The sequence below is a fragment of the Variovorax sp. Root434 genome, from assembly GCF_001426595.1.
Taxonomy (GTDB): domain Bacteria; phylum Pseudomonadota; class Gammaproteobacteria; order Burkholderiales; family Burkholderiaceae_C; genus Variovorax.
In genome coordinates this window covers 357,409-374,794 of sequence record NZ_LMEK01000025.1, presented here as the reverse complement: position 1 = coordinate 374,794, position 17,386 = coordinate 357,409, and the positions used below count along the sequence as shown (strand labels likewise).

Genomic DNA, 17,386 nt, shown 5'->3' with positions numbered 1-17,386 from the left:
CGCTAAGTGCTTGATACGTCTGAACTTGATCTGGAAAGTTTCAGTTTCGCATCCAAGATGCGAAAATCGCCGACTGGAAAAATGCGCCATGTCACCGAAGCGTTTCGCACGGTGCTTTGGTTTCATTCCATTAGGTTGGCATCGCGCACGACTTCGCCGAGTCAGATGGATGCGTGGCTCGCGGCGCGGCTCGCGTTGTCTGACGACGCAAGGATCGACCGAAAGAAGCAATGGCGAAGCTACAAGTACGGGAGGCATTCGCCGAGCGAGCCACTGGTCGCGGCGATCGAGCCGTGGCTCCCCGGAAGCCGCGCACTCTTCAATCACCCGGTTTGGCAAATTCTGCGCATCGATCTCAAAGTTCAGGATCAGCTTGCGGGCTTGCTTGTTCTGCTGCCACCGGCGATCTACAGCCTTGTCAGGGGTAACGCGACCCCTGATCAATCTCACTTGATGCAATTGGATGGCTGGGATGCCAGTCGTTTGCGACGACTACAGCGACAGGTGAGTCTCGACTCGCTCGCGTGTCTGATTGCGCTGTTGCGCTTGTTAGCGGAGGAGGGCAGAGGCGCACAGGCATACGTCTTCAGCCGTGCCGTCTGCCGATCGCTGTTGGTGATGGGGCCTTGGCTCTCTTCGCACGGAATAGCGCAACCCCTTGCAGACTACGTGGAACGATATCTACTACCGCTCGGAAGTGATCGAGGTTGGCAGCACATTTTCGGTGGGGGCGGGTTTCTTCGTGCGGCTGAGGAGTTGGCCTTGGCTGCTGAAGTGGCCGAATGGCGTGAGGACGAGCCGCTTGATAGCAACCAACAAGCCGACCTGAGATTGGATATGCTTGAAGACCGATTCACTATTGCGATGAGCATGCTGGTACGTCCCGTCCCAATCGCGGGCGCTTCACCGGATCCAGGGTCCGAGCGGCTGATGATGAAGATCTTTGATCTACAGCGTCGGGTAAGACGCCGTCGATGAGGTTCCGCGCCGGACGTGGGGAATCTGGCACTGCGGCGGCCATGAAAGCTGCGTAAGCGCACCACTCGACAAGGGTGGATTCCCCTAGCTCAGCAACTTGCGCGCAATTGCGACCGCGGGAGCGGAATGCCGTGCCTTGCCAATAGGTACCAGCCGGCGCATTCCCCCGACGAGCTCCTGGCTAGGGCAGCGTCGAAGTCTCGAACATTCCACTTGTCAATCTCTAGCTGGTTCAGTGGCGAGCGGCGGAAGCGATGCTCGAGCCCTGAGGGCATTGAACTCTTCGAGCACCACGGCTTGGATCTGATGGTGATCGAAAGGCTCAGCATCGAATATGAAGTTCAGGGCGGCGTCGTGACCATCGAAGGTCAAGATGGCGTACTCGAGCCAACTCTCGAATCCTTCAGGAGGCTTGGGTCTGCGGGTGGCTGAAGTCATGTCATCTCCTGTGAAGGTCGGACGGGAACCGAAGTGCTCAGCGCGACGAGGATAGTGGCATCGTACGTGCCTATTGCTGTCCTGGTGGCCCCGGTCGTTACAGATCAGAGGGGACACCGCTCGCCTGGGAGGCAGCCTGCAATGCGGCACGAGGATGGCCGCCAGTCCGCGGGCACAATCTCTGCATGCCAAATATTGCGACGTTCCTCAAAGCTGAAATTTCACGAGTTGCCCGGAAAAGAAGTTCGAGCAGAGATCGAGGCACTCAGAAAGTCCTCGGTCGCTCACCGTGCGTCCATCGCGGGCTTGCGTCGCCAAGTGGATGCTTTGGAGAAAGCATTACGCAGGGCCGTCAAAGGCTCCGTCCGTACCGCAGCATCCGAAGCGGAGGTGGCAGCAGACAGCGGTGTGAAGCGCCGGTTCAGTGCCAGCCGCCTTTCCGCACACCGCGCCAAGCTCGGCCTCTCGGCGGCAAGGTACGGCCAGCTGATCGGCGTCTCGGGACAGACGATCTATCACTGGGAACAAGGCAAAGCTCGTCCGCGAGCCGCCCAGTTGGAAGGCCTTGCCTCGGTGCGCGATCTTGGCGCGAGCGAGATCGCCAGCAGACTCGGCAGCCTGTAGTACAGAGAGCATGGCGGTCGAGTCATCGTGCCCCATAAATGGGCTTACATAGATGTTCCAAAGGGGACGGGATGAGGTCAGTCAAGGCGAGGCAGGAGTTAAGTCATCGGTTGCGGTTGAACGAGCCTGTGAGGAGTGCGCCTTCGAGGCAATGGTTCGAAAAATCTGCTTCGCTACTTGGTGAGTATGTTCTCCGGAATCCGTTGGCGCTCCTCACGGCGGCGGCGCTCACGGTCGGTGGACTCCTGCTCATGGGATTCTTCCTTCGCATCGGGTTCATGCCAGACGTCGACCTGGCCGGCTCGATGGCGCTGATCTTTGCCGCGGCAATCGTGGGCATCGGCACACTGATAGCCTTGGTTTTCGCCACCGTCATGCCTGGTGTGAGCATGCGCTACCTCCTAGACCAGGCACAGTTGCCATTGAATTGGTCTGCGGTGCTGGTGACCGCAGGGCCAGCGGGGTTGCTGGTGACACTTGCGGTCCTGTCGCCGCTTCTACTTGAGCCGGCGCAGAGGCCGAACGTCTGGGTACTTGCGATCGGATGCTTTGCCATCGCCCTGGTTGCAGGCGCCATCTTGGTCTGTGTGGCGGAGCGGCGCGGTGCACAACTCGACTGGGGCATCCGAATCAAAAAAATTTGGCCCCTCATGCTGTGCAGCGTCCTCTGGACACTTGGCTTGTTTCAGGTGCTCCAGGCTGCTATCCAGATGGGCGTCGACAGCTCTCATCCACCATTTTTCACGGTCTTCTTGTTGGGATGCTGGCTTGCAATGATTGCGTCGATCAATCTGGCCATGGCGCAGTTACCGTTGCGCGTCTCGCTCATCGTTGGTCCTGTCGCCGGAATTTTCAGCGTGGTTCTTCTCGCAATGCTGACGGGTAGCTATTCGACCGTATCAGCGACGACAGTGAAAACACTTGGCATTGGCGAGATGCAAGGCACCAATCTCATTTTGACGGCCGATATGTGTCACGCCTTGAGCGCCGCGCCCGGAGCGTTGCATTGCGAACCCATGGCGGACAAAGCGACGGTTGGGATACTTAAAGACGTCGCCATCGTCTCGCGCATCGGATCCAACGTCGTCGCAGAGGGACCTCCCCCCAAGGGTGATTCAGCGCAAACACGCTCACGTCTCATTCTGCGTAAGGACACGGTGCTTGCATGGACCACATCTGGCGCGAAAGGGCCTTAGCCGCGTTCAACACAACCTCCACCGGCAAAGTCCCAAATCGGAATCCACAAGTCACGAAGCGGCCATAGTGGGCGATTGACCACGTGCTGATCCGCATTGGCGAGGCGGCGTCTCTCTGTGAGCTGTTCGCCGTGCATCTTGGCCTTCCCGTGACTTGGTCGCTTGAGGACGCCGTCTTTGGGACTTGGGTGGATAGGCTCGGAAAACACGAACCTTGAAATCTGGGCCGATACAGACAACTCTGGTTTGCCTGCAGCTTGTCTCCACAGCCAGCCAGCGCGCCTCGTTGGAGGTTTTTGGGACCCGGCGGGCTCAAAGGTCGTTCGCCAAGGCAGACGACGGCAAAGTCACTAGGCATTGGCGAGTTGCACGGATGCCAACCTTATTGTTGCCCGATAAACGCGCGTGACCAGCGCGTCAGAGTGTCCAACCCCGCTCCACATGCTCGCCAAACGAACTCTAGTGAAACATCTCCGAATCCAAGATGCCGAGTTGCCTTAAACGAATTGTCATCGCTTGCTCACTGACGCCAAATTGTGATGCAAGAGTGGCGATGTCCAGTTCGTCCCAGAGGTCTCTATCCTTGGTGGCAAAGAGAAGAAGCTCTTTAGGCATCAAGAGCGCGGAAGCAAATTGATTTGCTTCACGCTCGTCCGCTGGAGTTGTTGAGGAGCCTGGCTGTTGGTACGCAATGGAGGTGGCGCTACCGACTCTCTGATAGATGCTTAAGTGCTTGTCTATAAAAAGGTTGTCACCCTGTTTGTGATGAAGTACTAGATGCCCAAGTTCGTGAGCAATCGAAAAGCGCTGCCTGTTCGGGTGGTGCGCCTTGTTGACCATGATGTGGCGTTCGTCGCCTCGTATCACGAGAACTCCAGAGACTACGTCTTCAAGGGTCTGCTCGTGTACCTGCGCGTCTAGGTGCCTAGCTACCTTTCGCACGTCCACTGGCGCTCGCAGCGCATCTGCCTGGCGCAACAAATTCGCCGCCTTGCCTTCTACATCGAGAAAGAATCGAGTTTCCATCACGAACTCCGGTTTAGAACTTCGAACACGGCCTGTCTCACCAAAGGTGTGGCCTCTACGCTCTGATTTGCAAACGGAAATTCTTCTGTGGGTACTGCGTCGCTCTGAACATCGGAATGTTGCGGCAATGCCTCCGCGACTGAGACTTTCAGTACTTCGCAGATTCGATACAGGGCATGAAGAGAAACCTTCTGGTTCCCCTTCTCGATGTTCGTAATTGATGTTCTTTCTAAGCCCACCAAGCTCGCGAGTTCCGCCTGAGTCATCGTTGCGCCGGCTTGAGACATGCGCAGTTGCCGAATTCGCCGGCCAATCGCCTGATAGAGGCGCGCTTCATCAACCATCTAATGCTCCAAATGCTCTGAGTGAATGCTAGCTTAAACTCCCCAAAATGTCAACATTATTGACAATCGATGACAAACGTTGCTCAAGACCAGGAACGTGTCTATCGCTAACGTTTTTGCAGAAGTGCCGCAAATACCAACATATGTCAGCTATGCAAACATTCTCATCATCGTTGACATAAGCCAAAAGTAGCTGTACCGTGTGGGCGAGCTCAGGAGTGAGCTGCGGAGAACCCATATGACTGCTCAGGAAAAAGCCAAAAATTACTTCTTTTTCGTTAACGACGAGAAGTTCGACACCGACGAGGAGGTCGTGACCGGCGCGTACATCAAGTCGCGCATCGCGAACCTGCCGCCGGGCTCGGGACTAGAAATGGAGGGCCAGGGAAGCGACCCCAACAAGCTCATCGGCGACGGTGATTCCGTGTCGCTCAAGCTGGGGCATGGCCAGGGGCCGCTGCGCTTCACTACGGTGCCACCTGCCAACTTCGGGTGAGCGAAATGGAGGCCGTCGTAATGGGACCCGCTGCGGTCCACCTGCAGCGCCTGCGCGTTCGCTACCCTGATGCCAGCATGCAGGAACTGCCGGACGGCGGCTCTGTCATCACAGTCCCCGATATCAGCCTGCCGCCGGGCTGGAACAAGTCGTCCACAGCAGTCCATTTTTGGGTGCAGTCGGGCTACCCGTATTCCAGGCTGGACTGCTTTTGGGCGGACCCGGACCTGCGCTTGGCATCGGGAGTGATGCCGCACGCTAGTGGCTTCGGTAACGGCCCGGCGGTTCTCGCGGGCAACGTCTGGTTCTCGTGGCACACAGACCACTGGAACGCTGGTCGCGACGACTTCATCACTTGGATGGCCTCCATCCGCGAGCGCCTGAACAAGGCTATGTGACTCATGCTCAAGCTCAAGCTGGACCAAGTCGCCCCGCTGCAGCGGGCCGCAGCAATTGCTGCAACGGAGACTTGTTTCGCCGGCTTGGTGCTGCCGGGTGGTGCTCCGAACGGTGAGCGCGACTACGTGGTGGCGGACTTAAGGCCTGTTCCCGACGACGCTTACCTCGTGCGGACCGCGATCTCGGCAACGCTCAAGCCCGAGTTCTGCTCACACTTGGCGAATCAGGCGAAGCAGAACGGCGCCGGCGTGCTCCTTGCGCACACCCATATTGGCAACCAGCCGCTCGATGGCTTTTCTGTTATCGACGATGGAGCAGAGCCGCCTTTGGCCGTCTATTTCAACCGTCGACTGCCCGGTCGCGCGAACTTGGCTGCAGTCATTACGGCGCAGAAGATACACGCCCGCGAAATGGGTCCCGGCCCAACCCAGCCTGTAGCTTTTGTAGGGTCGGAACTCGTGATGCCGGCGCAGCCTAGCTCGCGCGTTGACGGCAAGTTTGATCGGCAGGTGCGCGCTTTCGGCGAGGACGGGCAACGCGCTTTGAGCGCACTGACTGTTGCCATCGTGGGCGTGGGCGGCACGGGGTCCGTTGTGGCCCAACAACTTGCTCACCTTGGTGTCATTCGCTTCGTTCTCATCGACCCCGACAAAGTTGAATCGACGAATCTGAACCGCCTAGTTGGCGCCGCCACGTCTGACATCGACCGACCGAAGGTCAACGTCGCAGCGGACCATATCAAGCGCATCAACGCCATGGCGAAGTGCCAGGTGGTGCAAGGTGACGTGACCCACCCCGATATTGCAGCCACGCTGACCGCGGCTGATTTCATCTTCGGCTGCACGGATTCGATGGCCAGTCGGGCTGTCATGAATCAGCTTGCCTACCAGTACTACATTCCATGTATCGACATGGGAGTTGCTATCGGCACCGAGGCAGGCATCGTCATGTACATCGGCGGCCGCGTCCAGATGCTCAGCCCCGGCCTGGCATGCCTTGTCTGCACCGACAAGTTGGACTCTGAGCAGGTGCGCCGGGAGATGATGACGCAAGAGGAGCGCAAAAAGGACCGCTACATCGTGGGCGAGCAAGTGTCGCAACCTGCCGTCATCTCACTGAACTCGCAGGTCTCCTCGGCCGCAATCACGATGTTCCTTTCCGCGGTGACCGGCATGCCTGCCGGGGCGCGGATGCTTACCTTTGATGCAATGCGCGGAACGGTGCGTCCGGTTGCAGCCGACCCACGCCCGCATTGCATCGTCTGCTCACCGGAAGGTGCTCTTGGCCAAGGTGCGCGTTGGTCGCTGCCCACACGTGGGGGGACGCGATGAAGCCTCTGCAGCGCCCCTCTCTGCTCTGGTTCGGGCGTGCGCCCCGAAAGGAATACGCGTCCGAGATTGCTGGCCGGGACATGAACCTTCAGATAGTGACCTCGCAACAGCCGCAGACGCGCTACGCACGTGCCGCGGTTTTCTGGGCCGCAGACACCGAATTCGACGCAACGCTAGATGTGCTTGAGCGCCACCTTGTCGCCTGCATCAACGAGGGCCTGCTTGTCTACGTAGTTGTTTCTGACGACGTGGCGCAGGTCACCCACGTGAGGCAGGCTATCGATGCTTTGGTGCCCAGGCATGCGAGTGAGCGCAATGTAATCGTCCGCAGCGACACGGTGTCCTCCCACGAACTGGCCAACGAGGCCTTGCTGCACGACCCTGGACCAGTTTTGAACGAAGCTCTGACTTTCGAGGGCGACATCAGCAATTTGACCCCGCAGCGCAAGCTGCTGTTGCAGCGCGCGTTCAGCGACAGCTCCATCCTCAAGCTGACGCCGATCAAAGCTGGTTTTTCTGGGGCGAGCACGTTCATCGTTCACGCCACTATCAACGCTTCACCGCCACTTCCCGAGCCAATGCCGTTCTTCGTCAAGCTAGGTGACTCAGCCAAGCTGCTGGATGAACTGACGCGCTTTCGCAGGCACGCGGAACACTACATCACCTGGAATCTCAGGCCTAACTTCCTGATGGAAAAGTCCATCTATGGCGTCTCTGAGGGCGTGCTGATCGGCACGTTCGTGGAGGGCTCCAAGTCGCTAGCCGAATGCGCCCGGGCGGGGGGAGGCGAGAAGTACATTGCTGCATTGTTTGATGAGACTCTGACGGGGTGGCGGAAGCGCGCAGACTCGCACAGGGGCAGCAATTCGGTCGTCGCAGCCTTGGCGGCTTATGACCGACACGCGAGCATTCCGAGCCAGCGAGTTCAGCAGGCGCGGCTGCTTTTCGGCGGAGAGGTCTGGGCTCCGACCACGTTGTGGCGTCGCCTCATCAGCGCGCCGCGCCAGAGTTGGCTGGAATGCGTCATGCACGGCGACATGCACGGCGACAACGTCCGTGTGCGAAAAGACGACGCCATCGTGATCGACTTCGCTCAGGCGGATAAGGGCCCTGCGTGTGCAGACGCGGCTAGCCTTGAGGTTTGGCTTGCCTTCCAGTCTGACGGTCTCGACCTAAAGCAGTGGCAGTCATGGGTGGAACACCTCTACCGTTCGGACATCATCGACTCTATGTTGGACGGCACTACCGTCGACCAGGGTTGCTGGATTCATGGGTGCTTGAGAAAGATTCGGCTTATCGGGCGCAGTTGCGTCCTCGGGCACGATGAATACAAGCGCGTTCTGGCGGTTTTTTTGCTACGCCATGCGAGTTTCGAAGCGAGCCCGAGCGATGCTGAGGCGGATGAATTCCGCAGATGCTTTGCGTACTGGTTGGTCAATCGGCTGGTCATGAGCTTCGCCACGGAAGCGAAGAACCCACAGGTGGAAACTGCATGAACAAGAGGGTCAACCGTCTTGCATTTAAGGCGCAAGTTGAGCAGCGGCACGAGGCAAACCCGTTGCTGAAAATGCCTGGTGATGCCGCTTTGGTGCACAGAGGCGTTCTCCGCTCCCTCGTGATGGCGTGTCCCGATGGCTGCGGCGAGTTACTGACCATCAACCTGGATGCACGGTCGGGAAAGGCTTGGCGAACTTACGGCAGCCACGAAGAGCTCTCGCTATTCCCTTCAGTGTGGAGGCAGACGGGCTGCAAGAGTCACTTCATCCTGTGGCGCTCGAAGATTTACTGGTGCGACTGGGACGACGAGCTTGACACCCCTATGGCAGATGTCGTTGAGTTAGTTCGCGGCCGTCTTTCAAACGAGCTAGTCCCGTATGTAGAGATCGCGGACGCGCTACAACTCGTGCCTTGGGCCGTATTATCGGCCTGCTATCAGCTTATCCGCAAAGGTTTGGCGCAAGAGGGGAAAAGCGATCTGCGGGGTCACTTCCGGCGCGCAGAATCGCTCGGCTAACACCGCGGGCGACAGAGACGGCTTGGTGCGCGCACGGGAGGCGGTATTGCCCTTCAAAGAAATTCTCGCGGGCTTGACCTCGTCAGTGTCCCGATCTTTGGCGTTCAGCGGAAGCCCGTGACGGCGGGATTAAAAGTTGCTCGCGATGTCTTGCGAACATTGGAAGACAAGCGGGTCCACGCGTGGAACGCACGCTGAGGTTTTTGTCATCTATGACCTTCTAAACCAGCGTCAACTCGAAACTGCCAAAGTTTTTGAAGTCAAGCACCTTGCGGCCGGCGCCTGGCATGTCGAACGACATTCGCATCGTCGACGTGAAGCTGCCAGCGAACTTCTGGCCAACAAGATGGCCACGGGCCTCGATGGCTACCTGGACGCGAAAATCCACGGGTGCTTTCTCGTGCTGCCATGTGTTGATGTCGATGGTGGCCGAGCCCTTGGGAATCAACAAGTCGCGAACAGCTCGAAACACTGTTGGATGCGCTGGGTCAGTTGAGAGCACGTCATCGTCGGTCACGAGGTCAACGATGTTCAGGCCGATCTGCTCGTTCATGGTCTGCAGCACGTTCACCGCAACCTCTGTTCGGTAGCTGACCGTGATCCCTCCATCGGGCCGGCGGGATGCAGAACCATCGACGATGCTCACTGTCATTTGGTCAATGGGCGCGATTGCCGGTTCGACTCGGTGGACTTTCAGGCGGCCGCTGCTGATCCGAAGTGTTGATCGCAGGCCGGGGCCCAGCGGCGCCCCGTCGTCGATCACGATGTCCGGATGGTCTCGAAGCATCGCTGCTGGTCCGAGAGTGTTGGTGATCGCAGCGAGGCGCTGCGGTATCTCTTCGTACGCAAACTCCAGCACCGGCGCGGCGTCTGGCCCGCGATTCGTCACGTAAAGGCGAAATTGCCGGCCATTCGTGACCAAGAAATAAATGGCTCTGACCTCTGGATGGTTTGCATATGACCATGCCTGAGCTTCAACAGCGGCATCTAGGGGGGCGGCCGGCGCCTTGGCTTCGATGATCCAGCGAACTCGACCGCCGGCTTCTAAGACGTAGTCGGCTTTGCCACGCAACGGCGGATCGTTCGCTTTTTCGCGCCCGAGCTGTACGCGGCTGTAGGTCAGGCTGAGTTCTCGCAAGACGTTGTGCTCGGTGCCGGTGCGATACCCCATCGCCTTGATCAAAGGTGCGATCACTTCCTCGCGAACGTCAGCTTCGTTCATCGCGTCGAAAACAGGTGCTCCAAGTTCCATCGCTAGTCCCTCCAGTTCGCAGCGTAGCGCAACGTCACCTCAATAAGGGGAAGGTCGGTCTCCAGATGGATCGATCAGCCGTAACGGATCAGGCCCCACCGGGGCCAAGAAAATCTGCTGCTTCTGCGGCGATCCCTCTTGAAGGCGCATGCTGAACTCACTGCCGCGACCGATGAAGTTGCGGAGGAACCCCAGCAAAAAACCGATTGCCATCGCTGTGATTGCAATCGCCTGATTTCCAACGGAGACCCGTCTGGGGCAGCCCTGTGCCGGCTAGGTCAACCTCGGCGTTTGCTATCTGCGGCTGTTGGTATCGACGAGGCCGATTCCGGCCAAACTATTTCTGCCCCACGCCTGGCGGGCGTCGCATCTCAGGAGATTGCCGCAGTCTTCCACCCTCGTCCAGCCGTTTTGGCGCGGTAAGACCATCAAGTCTCTTGGGCCCATGTCGACCGATAGCTCAGCTTGCCACTTTTGAGAAAAATCACTTCGACCGTCAGGAGCCGATCGACGAGCATCTGAACTTTCTCCGGGACAGCCGTCGGCCCGAACTTCGTCTGGATGTGGCGTTGCAGGGCCGCAAGGCTGCCGGGCCGATGCGGGCCGCTGAGATCCTTCACGAGATCGCGGTATATCGCTATCGGCAACTTCCGGGTAGCCGGCTTCTTGATCGCGGCTTTCTGTGCCACCTGCACCTCAAGCAAAACCTTGTCTTTGGTCTCTTGCACCGGTGCAGCCTTTACCGATCCGGTCTTTGTCTTCTTGGGCGGCGTTGCCGTCCTCTTCTTTGTCGGTGGAGTCGCGGCAGGTTTCGATGGTGCAGTCGATGTTTTGGGCGAGGTTGGCACCGCGATGGACAGTGACGGCAAACGCTCGACCGAGAACGCCAACGTGTTCGCGTGTGCTATCGGCGGGTCGTAGTCGGTGTCCTTCGCGAGCACGACAAATCGGCAGTCGGGATGTTTGGCCGCCAAATAGCCAAGATAAAAGACCAGGTGAAAGTCCAGCGAGTTCGCTCCCGGGCGCGCGATCGGCACGAGTGTGGAGCGGGGGCTGTCGACCTCGAAAGCTGCCTTTCGCTTGAGCTGGTGTGGGCCGTAGAACACCCAAGCCTCACCGGCCTCGCCGAGCCATGCCTCTACCTCCAGTGGGGACGGCTGGACGTTTTCCAGATCGACAAGCAAATGAACGCCGGTGCCCATGTTCAGGCAGTGCCGCGGCAGCGCGGGTAGTCCGAACATCCCCAGAACTCTTGGCCGGCGTTGATGCCCTTTCGGGCTGTGCGTCGCACCATGTGTTGTGCACACCTGGGGCAGGTCGGCGCGGCTGTCTTTGCAGCTTGGGGTGATGCGTTGCGGGCCTCCCTCGTCTGGTTGCGGTCATCGGGCTTTGCAAAAGAGCTGCCTCGGGCCTGCTTCAACAGTCGGTGTAACTGCGGCCCATCGAGCAACCGAAGGTTTCGCCCGCTGGCAAACGCTTCGGCTTCCGGCGTGAATCGACCGGACGTGACCACGAATCCGCCAGCGGCTCCCTTAGCTGCCATGGCGCCGTAGAGTTCGCGCACCACGGGCACACCGACCTTGAAGGCCCGCCATTGCTTGCACTGCACGAGGTATTTCTCTCCGTCCTTCCGAAGCATGAGGTCGATGCCATCGTCTGGCCCCGGCTCGAAGTTCTCCACGACCTGATAGCCCTGCAGGCGGAATCCCTCGCCGACGAGCACTTCGAACTCCCGCCAGCTCATGCCTTGAAGAACGTCGGACGCGTCCGAGCTGGTCACGTTGTCCACCAGCACGCGACGTGCGCGGCGGCGCCAAGCGGAAATCGCTGCGCCGGCGAGGCAGAGGATCGGCACGACATACTGCCCGGCGGTCGCAAGGCCACGGCCGACGGCGCCAACCATCGCATTTCCAAGCTCGCCAGGACCCATTGCACTGGCAAGAGGTGCTGCCGCAGTACGGTGGAGCACCAAATAGCCAGCAACAGCCAGGATGACCCCGACATACCAAGGCAAGAGTGCGATCAGATCGACCAAGTCTTCTGCGGGGCTGTTCCTTTTTCGGCGCGCCATCGTGAATGCCTCCTGAGCGGATTCTGCCCAAAAGTGATCAAACTCGATACAGTCGGTTACGTGAAGGAGGCGGCTGCTAAGTGGCTACTTCAGGACGACATGGGCAGCAGTAGCATGAGCTGCGGCTTCATCGGGACAGTCAACATGCGTGGCTCTCCAACTGCAGCTGGTTGCTCGAGGTGGCTATCCGCCGCGCAGGAAGAAGCTGCTGTCAAGACAACAGCTCTCAGCGCCTGGCTCTCGCCAGAGGGCGCACGCTCGAGGAGCTGTAAGCGATATTGGACGACAGGATCAAGCCGTATTACGAACACCGTCTTGCCGCATAGAACTGCTGCAAACGCCGATGACGGACGCCTGAGAAGCCGTTCTCGTCAAAACAATCTAATAGGAGGGCTCTTTGGGGACAGAGATTTATCTAAAGGTAGGGGGAGTAACGTTGGACTGGAGCAAAAACAGTCGCGGCGCACCCCACGGAATTCTCTTTCAAAAAAAAGATCGCATCCGTAGGCGATCAGACCAAGTGAATTACGAGTACTGCGAGGAAAATGAGATCGATGTCGAGCCGTCGGAGCGCGCTCTTGTGCGGTCGTTGAAGGAGGTCATCCCACGATTGAACCTGCTTGGCTTTACTCGGGAGCAGGCGGCAACTGAATATGATCTTTGGGTAAGAGAGGAGACTGCATATGCAGACGGCGAAGCTTCAAACCCTAATTTCCTAAGTTTTCAAGAGTTCATTGATTTTTTAGGACGCCATCCAATCGCAGCCTTAGACAACACTTACATCCAACACGGTAGCGAATCACGATCGCAAGTTAGCGCGCGATTTGACGCCGACGAAGCTATTCATAGAATTCCACCATCGGAATCGTCAGGATACGGCTATTCAGAGACGAGTTATTTCGAATCTCTGGTTGGAAGGCTGCATCCATATTCTCTGTTGAGCGCATTGGCTTTAGTCCCAGAAAATCTAGATCAAGATGTTGTGTGGCACTACGGCCCAATGGTCCACAGTGGCTGGGCTGTTGAAGAGGACTTCGCTCCAGGTGCATCGCGCCGGGAGACCTTCCTTATTGCAACGGAGGGCAGCTCCGACGTTCACATCCTGAAGCACGCCTTTGCTTTACTAATGCCAGAGATCGAAGATTTTTTTAGTTTTATCGATGTCAGCGAGAGACATCCTTTTTCTGGCACCGGAAGTCTTGTCCGATTTGCCGAAGGTCTTGCAAAGATAGACGTCCACAATAACGTTTTGTTTATTTTCGACAATGATGCCGAAGGATGGGATGCACTAGATCAAATCAGACGATTTACATTGCCTGCTAACATGCGAGCGATGGCGCTTCCAGAACTGGATGAATTTCTGAGTTTTCCTGCTTTCGGTCCTCAAGGAACGATGACCGCTGACATCAACAAGAAAGCAGCAGCGATCGAATGCTATTTGGATTTGCGAACCACACACCTGACGCCTGCGCGGATCATATGGACAAATTTCAAAAAAGAGCGCAACGACTACCAGGGAAGTCTTGAATTCAAAGAAACATATATGAGAACATTTATGGGTCAGACTAAAGAGTCGCTTTCATCTGGCGCGTACGATTTCACCAAAATCGCTAAGGTTCTGAATTGCATTCTTGCCGAATGCGCGCTCATAAGAGCGGAAATTCATGAATGTTAAAGAATTCCGTCCTCGAAATTTAGCTATGTCCCGTGCGTGCTTTAAACCATGCACGCCGACCCTTGGAAAATGGAGATTGCTTTGTGTGATGCATCAAAAGTCGCCGAAGATTGGGTCGTGAAAGGCTGTCATATCCATATCGAGGGTGTTGAATTGCAAATGTTCCCCAATCATCGTGCGAAACCGGAATTCAGAGGGTTTTTTGCAAGCACTCCCCAAAACAAAGTTGATGAAGCAATTCGCGTTGCGAGAAATGATTGTCTTCCTGACGCGGAAACCCGAACTAAGTGGATTATCCGTCTCCGCATGGCGCGCTCTTTTATGATGAATCGCGGCATAGGGATTCCTTCCTTAGCCCGCGGACGCATGTTTGAATTCAAAATGCTAGAAATAGCAATAGAGCGATGGGAACAACCTCGATGACCTCGATCAAGAATTTTCTCGACACTGCCGAGCTAGGCCCAGTGATGCTCGGTTCGGCCACCTTCGAATTGATGGATCTTCTCGGCGATCCGGATCGGATTTCTCAAAAATCGAATCCTCTGCTCGTCCATTACGGCGACCTGGAACTCATTTTTTGGAAATCGAAAGGTGCAAAAAAACAAGTTCTTCGAGAGTTTACGCTTTTCGTAACTGGTAACAGTCCGCGCTTACCAGATCCCGTGCAGTTCTCGGACTGGCCCAGTTCTATGACCCCAACAATGGCTTGGCTAGGGCATCTTAGTAACATGCCACCATCGCGGCTTGCGGATCAGGGGGGGAAATCTGCTCAATTTATGTTCCCGTCCGGAGTTATTGCAAGTACGCATGGCGGGACACTTAAAGCCTTGTCAGTTAAAGAAAAGGAAACCCGTTCTCAGCCTTCGATCACAATTCCGGCGAAGGACGAGATTTCGAACGAGGCATTTCGTGAGATAGAGGAAGAAACGCTGCGCGTCGCTCAAGCCGGCTATTACAGGTCTGCGCTGTTGATTGGTTGGTCTGTGATGGAAGCTTTGTTGCGTCAATTAGCAAGGAAAGCGGATCAGGAAGACTCCATGAACAGTCAACCACATCTGCTTCTGAAGCTGCTAAAAAGCTCGAACGCCTTACCTCTAGCTGACTATGCCGCCTTAGAGAGGTTGCGTCAAATTCGGGCACAAATCGCGCACGGCATGGCCGCCCACGTCACTCAAGAGGATATTCAGATTCTATTAGCTTCAATTGAAGAGGCAAAAACCGCACTCAAAAATCGGACGCGTATTCATCCCTGAGCTATGCGCACCCCTCCTTGTCGCGAACGACAACGGAGCCCTCGTTTCATGCGGTAACAATAGGCGCTCACATCGCGGGTTGCGAAGGCTTCTTCGGTCGGCTGAAGAACGAGCTTTTTTATCCTCGGGACTGGAAGAACGCCTCCATTGAGCAATTCCATCGAAGCGGTCGACTCGTACATTGGCTGGTACAACGAGAAGCGGATCGAGATCTCTCTCGGTTCTCTCCGCCCTATCGAATACCGGGTGAGCCTTGGACTTGCGATAGCACAGGTGCCGTCCTGAATGACTTCACAGGTATGACCGATCGCAAACGCTGCTAAGCCTGCAGTCGATGCGCTGATTCAAGCGTCGGCTTCAAGCCATAGCAGATCGTGTCAGACGATAAGCAACTCAAGCTCAAAAGCGCGGCAACTGGATCCTCTCGGATCGAATGACACCTCGCACAGGCCTCGGACGTCGCGTGAGTTCTCAACAAGGGGACGATTCGTCAGCTGGGCCTACCGGCGAACGACCTGTTGGATTCAATGCCGCTTGGGAGGAGCGTGGCATTTAGACGGACCCGTTCACGAGGTGCGCAGCCCCCGCCGCTTGTGCGCGCCTTAAAATGCCAGCCGTCCTTCTTCTGGCTAGGTCAATGCGCGCTGCAAGCCATGAGTGTCGGTGTGCACAAAAGGACAGCGGCTTGGTGGGTAAAAGATGGAAATCCGGGACAACTCTAGTATCTGACGCGCGTCAAACCCGACCTCACCCGGCAAAGCAGCGCGACTTATGTAGCCCGGGTGGTTGTCTCGGACTTTGTTGCTCGCGGTTTGCGCCATACGGAGTCGACTCGCGCGGTTGTCTCAGACTTCGGAGCGTCGGGGCAAAGTCGTCGCTCCGAACATTTCGCTGGTGATCGTGTCTCAGACATTAATGGCAAAGAACACAAAGTGCGGCCAGCTCTTCAAGCGTGATCGGCTTGATGGGAGGGCGGACCCGGTAGTGGCCGACCTCGGCCGGAGAGACTCCGCGCTCATGCGCGATGACCTCGGTGGCGGTGAGGCCGCAAAGGCGGCCCTGGCAGGGGCCCATGCCGCAGCGCGTGAAGGCTTTGCCCTGGCTCGGCCCCAGGCAGCCCAGGGCAACCGATCGGCGCAGTTCGCCGGCCGTGACTTCCTCGCAGCGGCAGGCGATCACGTCGTCGGCCGGCACGCGATGCTGGATCTTGGGACGGTAGAGCACGTCGAGGAAGGGCCGGATGCGCAGCTGGCGGCGAAGCGCCGACTGCAGAGGCTCGGCCCGGCGGTCGCGTTCGGGTTCGGACAAGCGCCCGGCGTCGTGCGCCGCGGCCAGGGCGGCGAGCTGCCCCTGCAAGGCCGCTGCCGAGCCGCCGACGATGCCCCGCCCATCCCCGGCGATCAGGAAGCCGTCCAGCTCGAGGCGACCCCAGGCATCGGCCGCCGGCACCCAGCACAGCTGCTGGTCGTCCCAACGGTGCGCCAGGCGCAGCGACGCCGTGATCTGGTTGTTCGGCACCACGCCCTGGTGCAGCAGGATGAGATCGGACTGCACGCGGTGCGACGTGGCTCCCACACGAAAGCGCAGGGCCGTGGCCCGTGCGCCGCCTTCCACGGCGAGGTCGGTTGCGGCACGGTGATGGGGGATGACGGCGTCGCGGATGCTGCGGATCAGGCCCAGGCCTTTTCTCAGGTCGCGCCATCCCGCCAGGGCGCCGCCGAGATGGGGCAGGGCCCGCAGGCAGTCGCCGCGCCGCGTGGTGTCGACGATGGCGCCGATGCGCACCCCGGCCCGCAAGTACTGCCAGGCCAGCAGGTACAGCAACGGTCCGCAGCCGGCCAGCACGACCGGCTGCGACGGTGCCGTGCCGGCGCTCTTGAGAAGGATTTGCGCCGCCCCGGCCGTCATCACGCCGGGCAGCGTCCAGCCAGGAATCGGAAATGGCCGCTCCATCGCACCGGTGCACAGGATGATCTGGCCGGCCGTCATGGACCGGGATCGCCCATCCTTCAGGTAGTGGATGACGCGATCGCGGGAGATGTTCCAGACGGCAGCGCCGCCGACGTGCCGCGCTGTCGATTGCGAGAAGCGCGCCACCAGGGCCCGGCCTGCGGCGTAGTCGTCCCCGAGCACCTGCAGCCGATCGACACCGGCCTGCGTGACGTCGCGATAGATCTGGCCGCCCGGATGCGCCTGCTCGTCGAGCAATGCGACCGACAGTCCCAGTTCGGCCGCGGCGGCGGCCGCTGCGAGGCCTGCCGGACCCGCGCCCACCACGGCGACGTCCAC

The 17,386-nt window shown here is 58.3% G+C and carries 18 protein-coding genes and 1 pseudogene; 12 read left to right on the top strand and 7 right to left on the bottom strand.

Translation table 11 applies throughout. From position 1 onward, the window contains the following. Window positions 1–6 precede the first annotated feature (6 nt). The gene (locus ASD05_RS22555) at window positions 7–978 is read left to right on the top strand and encodes a hypothetical protein (RefSeq protein ID WP_157610222.1); all 972 of its coding nucleotides are present in this window, start codon (window positions 7–9) and stop codon (window positions 976–978) included. Window positions 979–1,194: 216 nt separating this feature from the next. Here ASD05_RS22555 and ASD05_RS30225 read toward each other — a convergent pair whose 3' ends face one another. Further along, window positions 1,195–1,416 carry a hypothetical protein gene (locus tag ASD05_RS30225; RefSeq protein WP_157610220.1) on the bottom strand — a complete coding sequence of 74 codons (222 nt, stop codon included), beginning with the start codon at window positions 1,414–1,416 and terminating at the stop codon, window positions 1,195–1,197. A 141-nt stretch (window positions 1,417–1,557) separates the two neighbouring features. On the opposite strand from ASD05_RS30225, the gene ASD05_RS22545 reads away from it, so the two are divergent. Then, on the top strand, window positions 1,558–2,040 hold the full coding sequence (locus ASD05_RS22545; protein ID WP_321165885.1) for a helix-turn-helix transcriptional regulator: 483 nt from the start codon (window positions 1,558–1,560) through the stop codon (window positions 2,038–2,040). 203 nt (window positions 2,041–2,243) lie between these two features. Further along, complete coding sequence (locus tag ASD05_RS22540; protein ID WP_056597279.1) at window positions 2,244–3,236, top strand: hypothetical protein; 993 nt, start codon at window positions 2,244–2,246, stop codon at window positions 3,234–3,236. Between the two features lie 459 nt (window positions 3,237–3,695). Here the strand turns inward: ASD05_RS22540 and ASD05_RS22535 are convergent, their stop codons facing one another. Continuing rightward, window positions 3,696–4,262, bottom strand: a complete 567-nt coding sequence (locus ASD05_RS22535; RefSeq protein WP_056597277.1) for an ImmA/IrrE family metallo-endopeptidase — start codon at window positions 4,260–4,262, stop codon at window positions 3,696–3,698. Further along, window positions 4,262–4,606 carry a helix-turn-helix domain-containing protein gene (locus ASD05_RS29655; RefSeq protein ID WP_082572242.1) on the bottom strand — a complete coding sequence of 115 codons (345 nt, stop codon included), beginning with the start codon at window positions 4,604–4,606 and terminating at the stop codon, window positions 4,262–4,264. Before ASD05_RS29655 ends, ASD05_RS22535 begins: the two co-directional genes overlap by 1 nt. Before the next feature lie 238 nt (window positions 4,607–4,844). Here ASD05_RS29655 and ASD05_RS22530 point away from each other — a divergent pair, with 238 nt between their 5' ends. The 5 genes from ASD05_RS22530 to ASD05_RS22510 are packed head-to-tail and all read left to right on the top strand — an operon-like array spanning window position 4,845 to window position 8,846. Beyond that, complete coding sequence (locus ASD05_RS22530) at window positions 4,845–5,102, top strand: hypothetical protein (protein ID WP_056597274.1); 258 nt, start codon at window positions 4,845–4,847, stop codon at window positions 5,100–5,102. Window positions 5,103–5,122: 20 nt separating this feature from the next. Further along, a complete protein-coding gene (locus tag ASD05_RS22525) occupies window positions 5,123–5,500 on the top strand; it encodes an E2/UBC family protein (RefSeq protein WP_162248900.1) in 378 nt (125 codons plus the stop codon). 3 nt (window positions 5,501–5,503) lie between these two features. Next, window positions 5,504–6,832 carry a HesA/MoeB/ThiF family protein gene (locus ASD05_RS22520; protein WP_056597271.1) on the top strand — a complete coding sequence of 443 codons (1,329 nt, stop codon included), beginning with the start codon at window positions 5,504–5,506 and terminating at the stop codon, window positions 6,830–6,832. Beyond that, complete coding sequence (locus tag ASD05_RS22515) at window positions 6,829–8,328, top strand: phosphotransferase (protein WP_157610218.1); 1,500 nt, start codon at window positions 6,829–6,831, stop codon at window positions 8,326–8,328. The genes ASD05_RS22520 and ASD05_RS22515 overlap by 4 nt, the downstream gene beginning before the upstream one ends. Beyond that, window positions 8,325–8,846: a DUF6527 family protein gene (locus tag ASD05_RS22510; protein WP_056597267.1), complete on the top strand. Its 522-nt coding sequence runs from the start codon at window positions 8,325–8,327 to the stop codon at window positions 8,844–8,846. Before ASD05_RS22515 ends, ASD05_RS22510 begins: the two co-directional genes overlap by 4 nt. A 220-nt stretch (window positions 8,847–9,066) precedes the next feature. On the opposite strand, the gene ASD05_RS22505 is transcribed toward ASD05_RS22510, so the two are convergent. The 3 genes from ASD05_RS22505 to ASD05_RS22495 form a co-directional block, all read right to left on the bottom strand. Next, entirely contained in the window at window positions 9,067–10,098 is a 1,032-nt protein-coding gene (locus ASD05_RS22505; protein WP_082572240.1) for a type I restriction enzyme HsdR N-terminal domain-containing protein, read from the bottom strand. A gap of 428 nt (window positions 10,099–10,526) precedes the next feature. Further along, window positions 10,527–11,339, bottom strand: a complete 813-nt coding sequence (locus ASD05_RS22500) for a PIN domain-containing protein (RefSeq protein WP_157610216.1) — start codon at window positions 11,337–11,339, stop codon at window positions 10,527–10,529. Beyond that, window positions 11,303–12,169 carry a restriction endonuclease gene (locus ASD05_RS22495; RefSeq protein WP_056597261.1) on the bottom strand — a complete coding sequence of 289 codons (867 nt, stop codon included), beginning with the start codon at window positions 12,167–12,169 and terminating at the stop codon, window positions 11,303–11,305. Before ASD05_RS22495 ends, ASD05_RS22500 begins: the two co-directional genes overlap by 37 nt. 397 nt (window positions 12,170–12,566) lie before the next feature. Here ASD05_RS22495 and ASD05_RS29650 point away from each other — a divergent pair, with 397 nt between their 5' ends. The 4 genes and pseudogenes from ASD05_RS29650 to ASD05_RS29645 all read left to right on the top strand — a co-directional run. After that, window positions 12,567–13,844 (top strand): HEPN/Toprim-associated domain-containing protein, encoded by a 1,278-nt coding sequence (locus ASD05_RS29650; RefSeq protein WP_082572238.1) that lies wholly within the window; start codon window positions 12,567–12,569, stop codon window positions 13,842–13,844. A 48-nt stretch (window positions 13,845–13,892) separates the two neighbouring features. Continuing rightward, window positions 13,893–14,267, top strand: a complete 375-nt coding sequence (locus tag ASD05_RS30220) for a hypothetical protein (RefSeq protein ID WP_157610214.1) — start codon at window positions 13,893–13,895, stop codon at window positions 14,265–14,267. Beyond that, on the top strand, window positions 14,264–15,097 hold the full coding sequence (locus ASD05_RS30215; protein ID WP_157610212.1) for a hypothetical protein: 834 nt from the start codon (window positions 14,264–14,266) through the stop codon (window positions 15,095–15,097). Before ASD05_RS30220 ends, ASD05_RS30215 begins: the two co-directional genes overlap by 4 nt. Before the next feature lie 74 nt (window positions 15,098–15,171). Further along, window positions 15,172–15,382, top strand: a pseudogene (locus tag ASD05_RS29645) (IS3 family transposase); the annotation flags it as partial. 627 nt (window positions 15,383–16,009) lie between these two features. Here ASD05_RS29645 and ASD05_RS22490 read toward each other — a convergent pair. Further along, window positions 16,010–17,386 carry an NAD(P)/FAD-dependent oxidoreductase gene (locus ASD05_RS22490; protein ID WP_235508063.1) on the bottom strand — a complete coding sequence of 459 codons (1,377 nt, stop codon included), beginning with the start codon at window positions 17,384–17,386 and terminating at the stop codon, window positions 16,010–16,012.

Coding starts and splice junctions, on each gene's coding strand:
- ASD05_RS30225 (WP_157610220.1), bottom strand. CDS start 1,416: ATGACTTCAGCCACCCGCAGACCCAAGCCTCCTGAAGGATTCGAGAGT.
- ASD05_RS22545 (WP_321165885.1), top strand. CDS start 1,558: ATGCGGCACGAGGATGGCCGCCAGTCCGCGGGCACAATCTCTGCATGC.
- ASD05_RS22535 (WP_056597277.1), bottom strand. CDS start 4,262: ATGGAAACTCGATTCTTTCTCGATGTAGAAGGCAAGGCGGCGAATTTG.
- ASD05_RS29655 (WP_082572242.1), bottom strand. CDS start 4,606: ATGGTTGATGAAGCGCGCCTCTATCAGGCGATTGGCCGGCGAATTCGG.
- ASD05_RS22530 (WP_056597274.1), top strand. CDS start 4,845: ATGACTGCTCAGGAAAAAGCCAAAAATTACTTCTTTTTCGTTAACGAC.
- ASD05_RS22525 (WP_162248900.1), top strand. CDS start 5,123: ATGGGACCCGCTGCGGTCCACCTGCAGCGCCTGCGCGTTCGCTACCCT.
- ASD05_RS22520 (WP_056597271.1), top strand. CDS start 5,504: ATGCTCAAGCTCAAGCTGGACCAAGTCGCCCCGCTGCAGCGGGCCGCA.
- ASD05_RS22515 (WP_157610218.1), top strand. CDS start 6,829: ATGAAGCCTCTGCAGCGCCCCTCTCTGCTCTGGTTCGGGCGTGCGCCC.
- ASD05_RS22510 (WP_056597267.1), top strand. CDS start 8,325: ATGAACAAGAGGGTCAACCGTCTTGCATTTAAGGCGCAAGTTGAGCAG.
- ASD05_RS22505 (WP_082572240.1), bottom strand. CDS start 10,098: ATGGAACTTGGAGCACCTGTTTTCGACGCGATGAACGAAGCTGACGTT.
- ASD05_RS22500 (WP_157610216.1), bottom strand. CDS start 11,339: ATGTTCGGACTACCCGCGCTGCCGCGGCACTGCCTGAACATGGGCACC.
- ASD05_RS22495 (WP_056597261.1), bottom strand. CDS start 12,169: ATGGCGCGCCGAAAAAGGAACAGCCCCGCAGAAGACTTGGTCGATCTG.
- ASD05_RS30220 (WP_157610214.1), top strand. CDS start 13,893: ATGCACGCCGACCCTTGGAAAATGGAGATTGCTTTGTGTGATGCATCA.
- ASD05_RS30215 (WP_157610212.1), top strand. CDS start 14,264: ATGACCTCGATCAAGAATTTTCTCGACACTGCCGAGCTAGGCCCAGTG.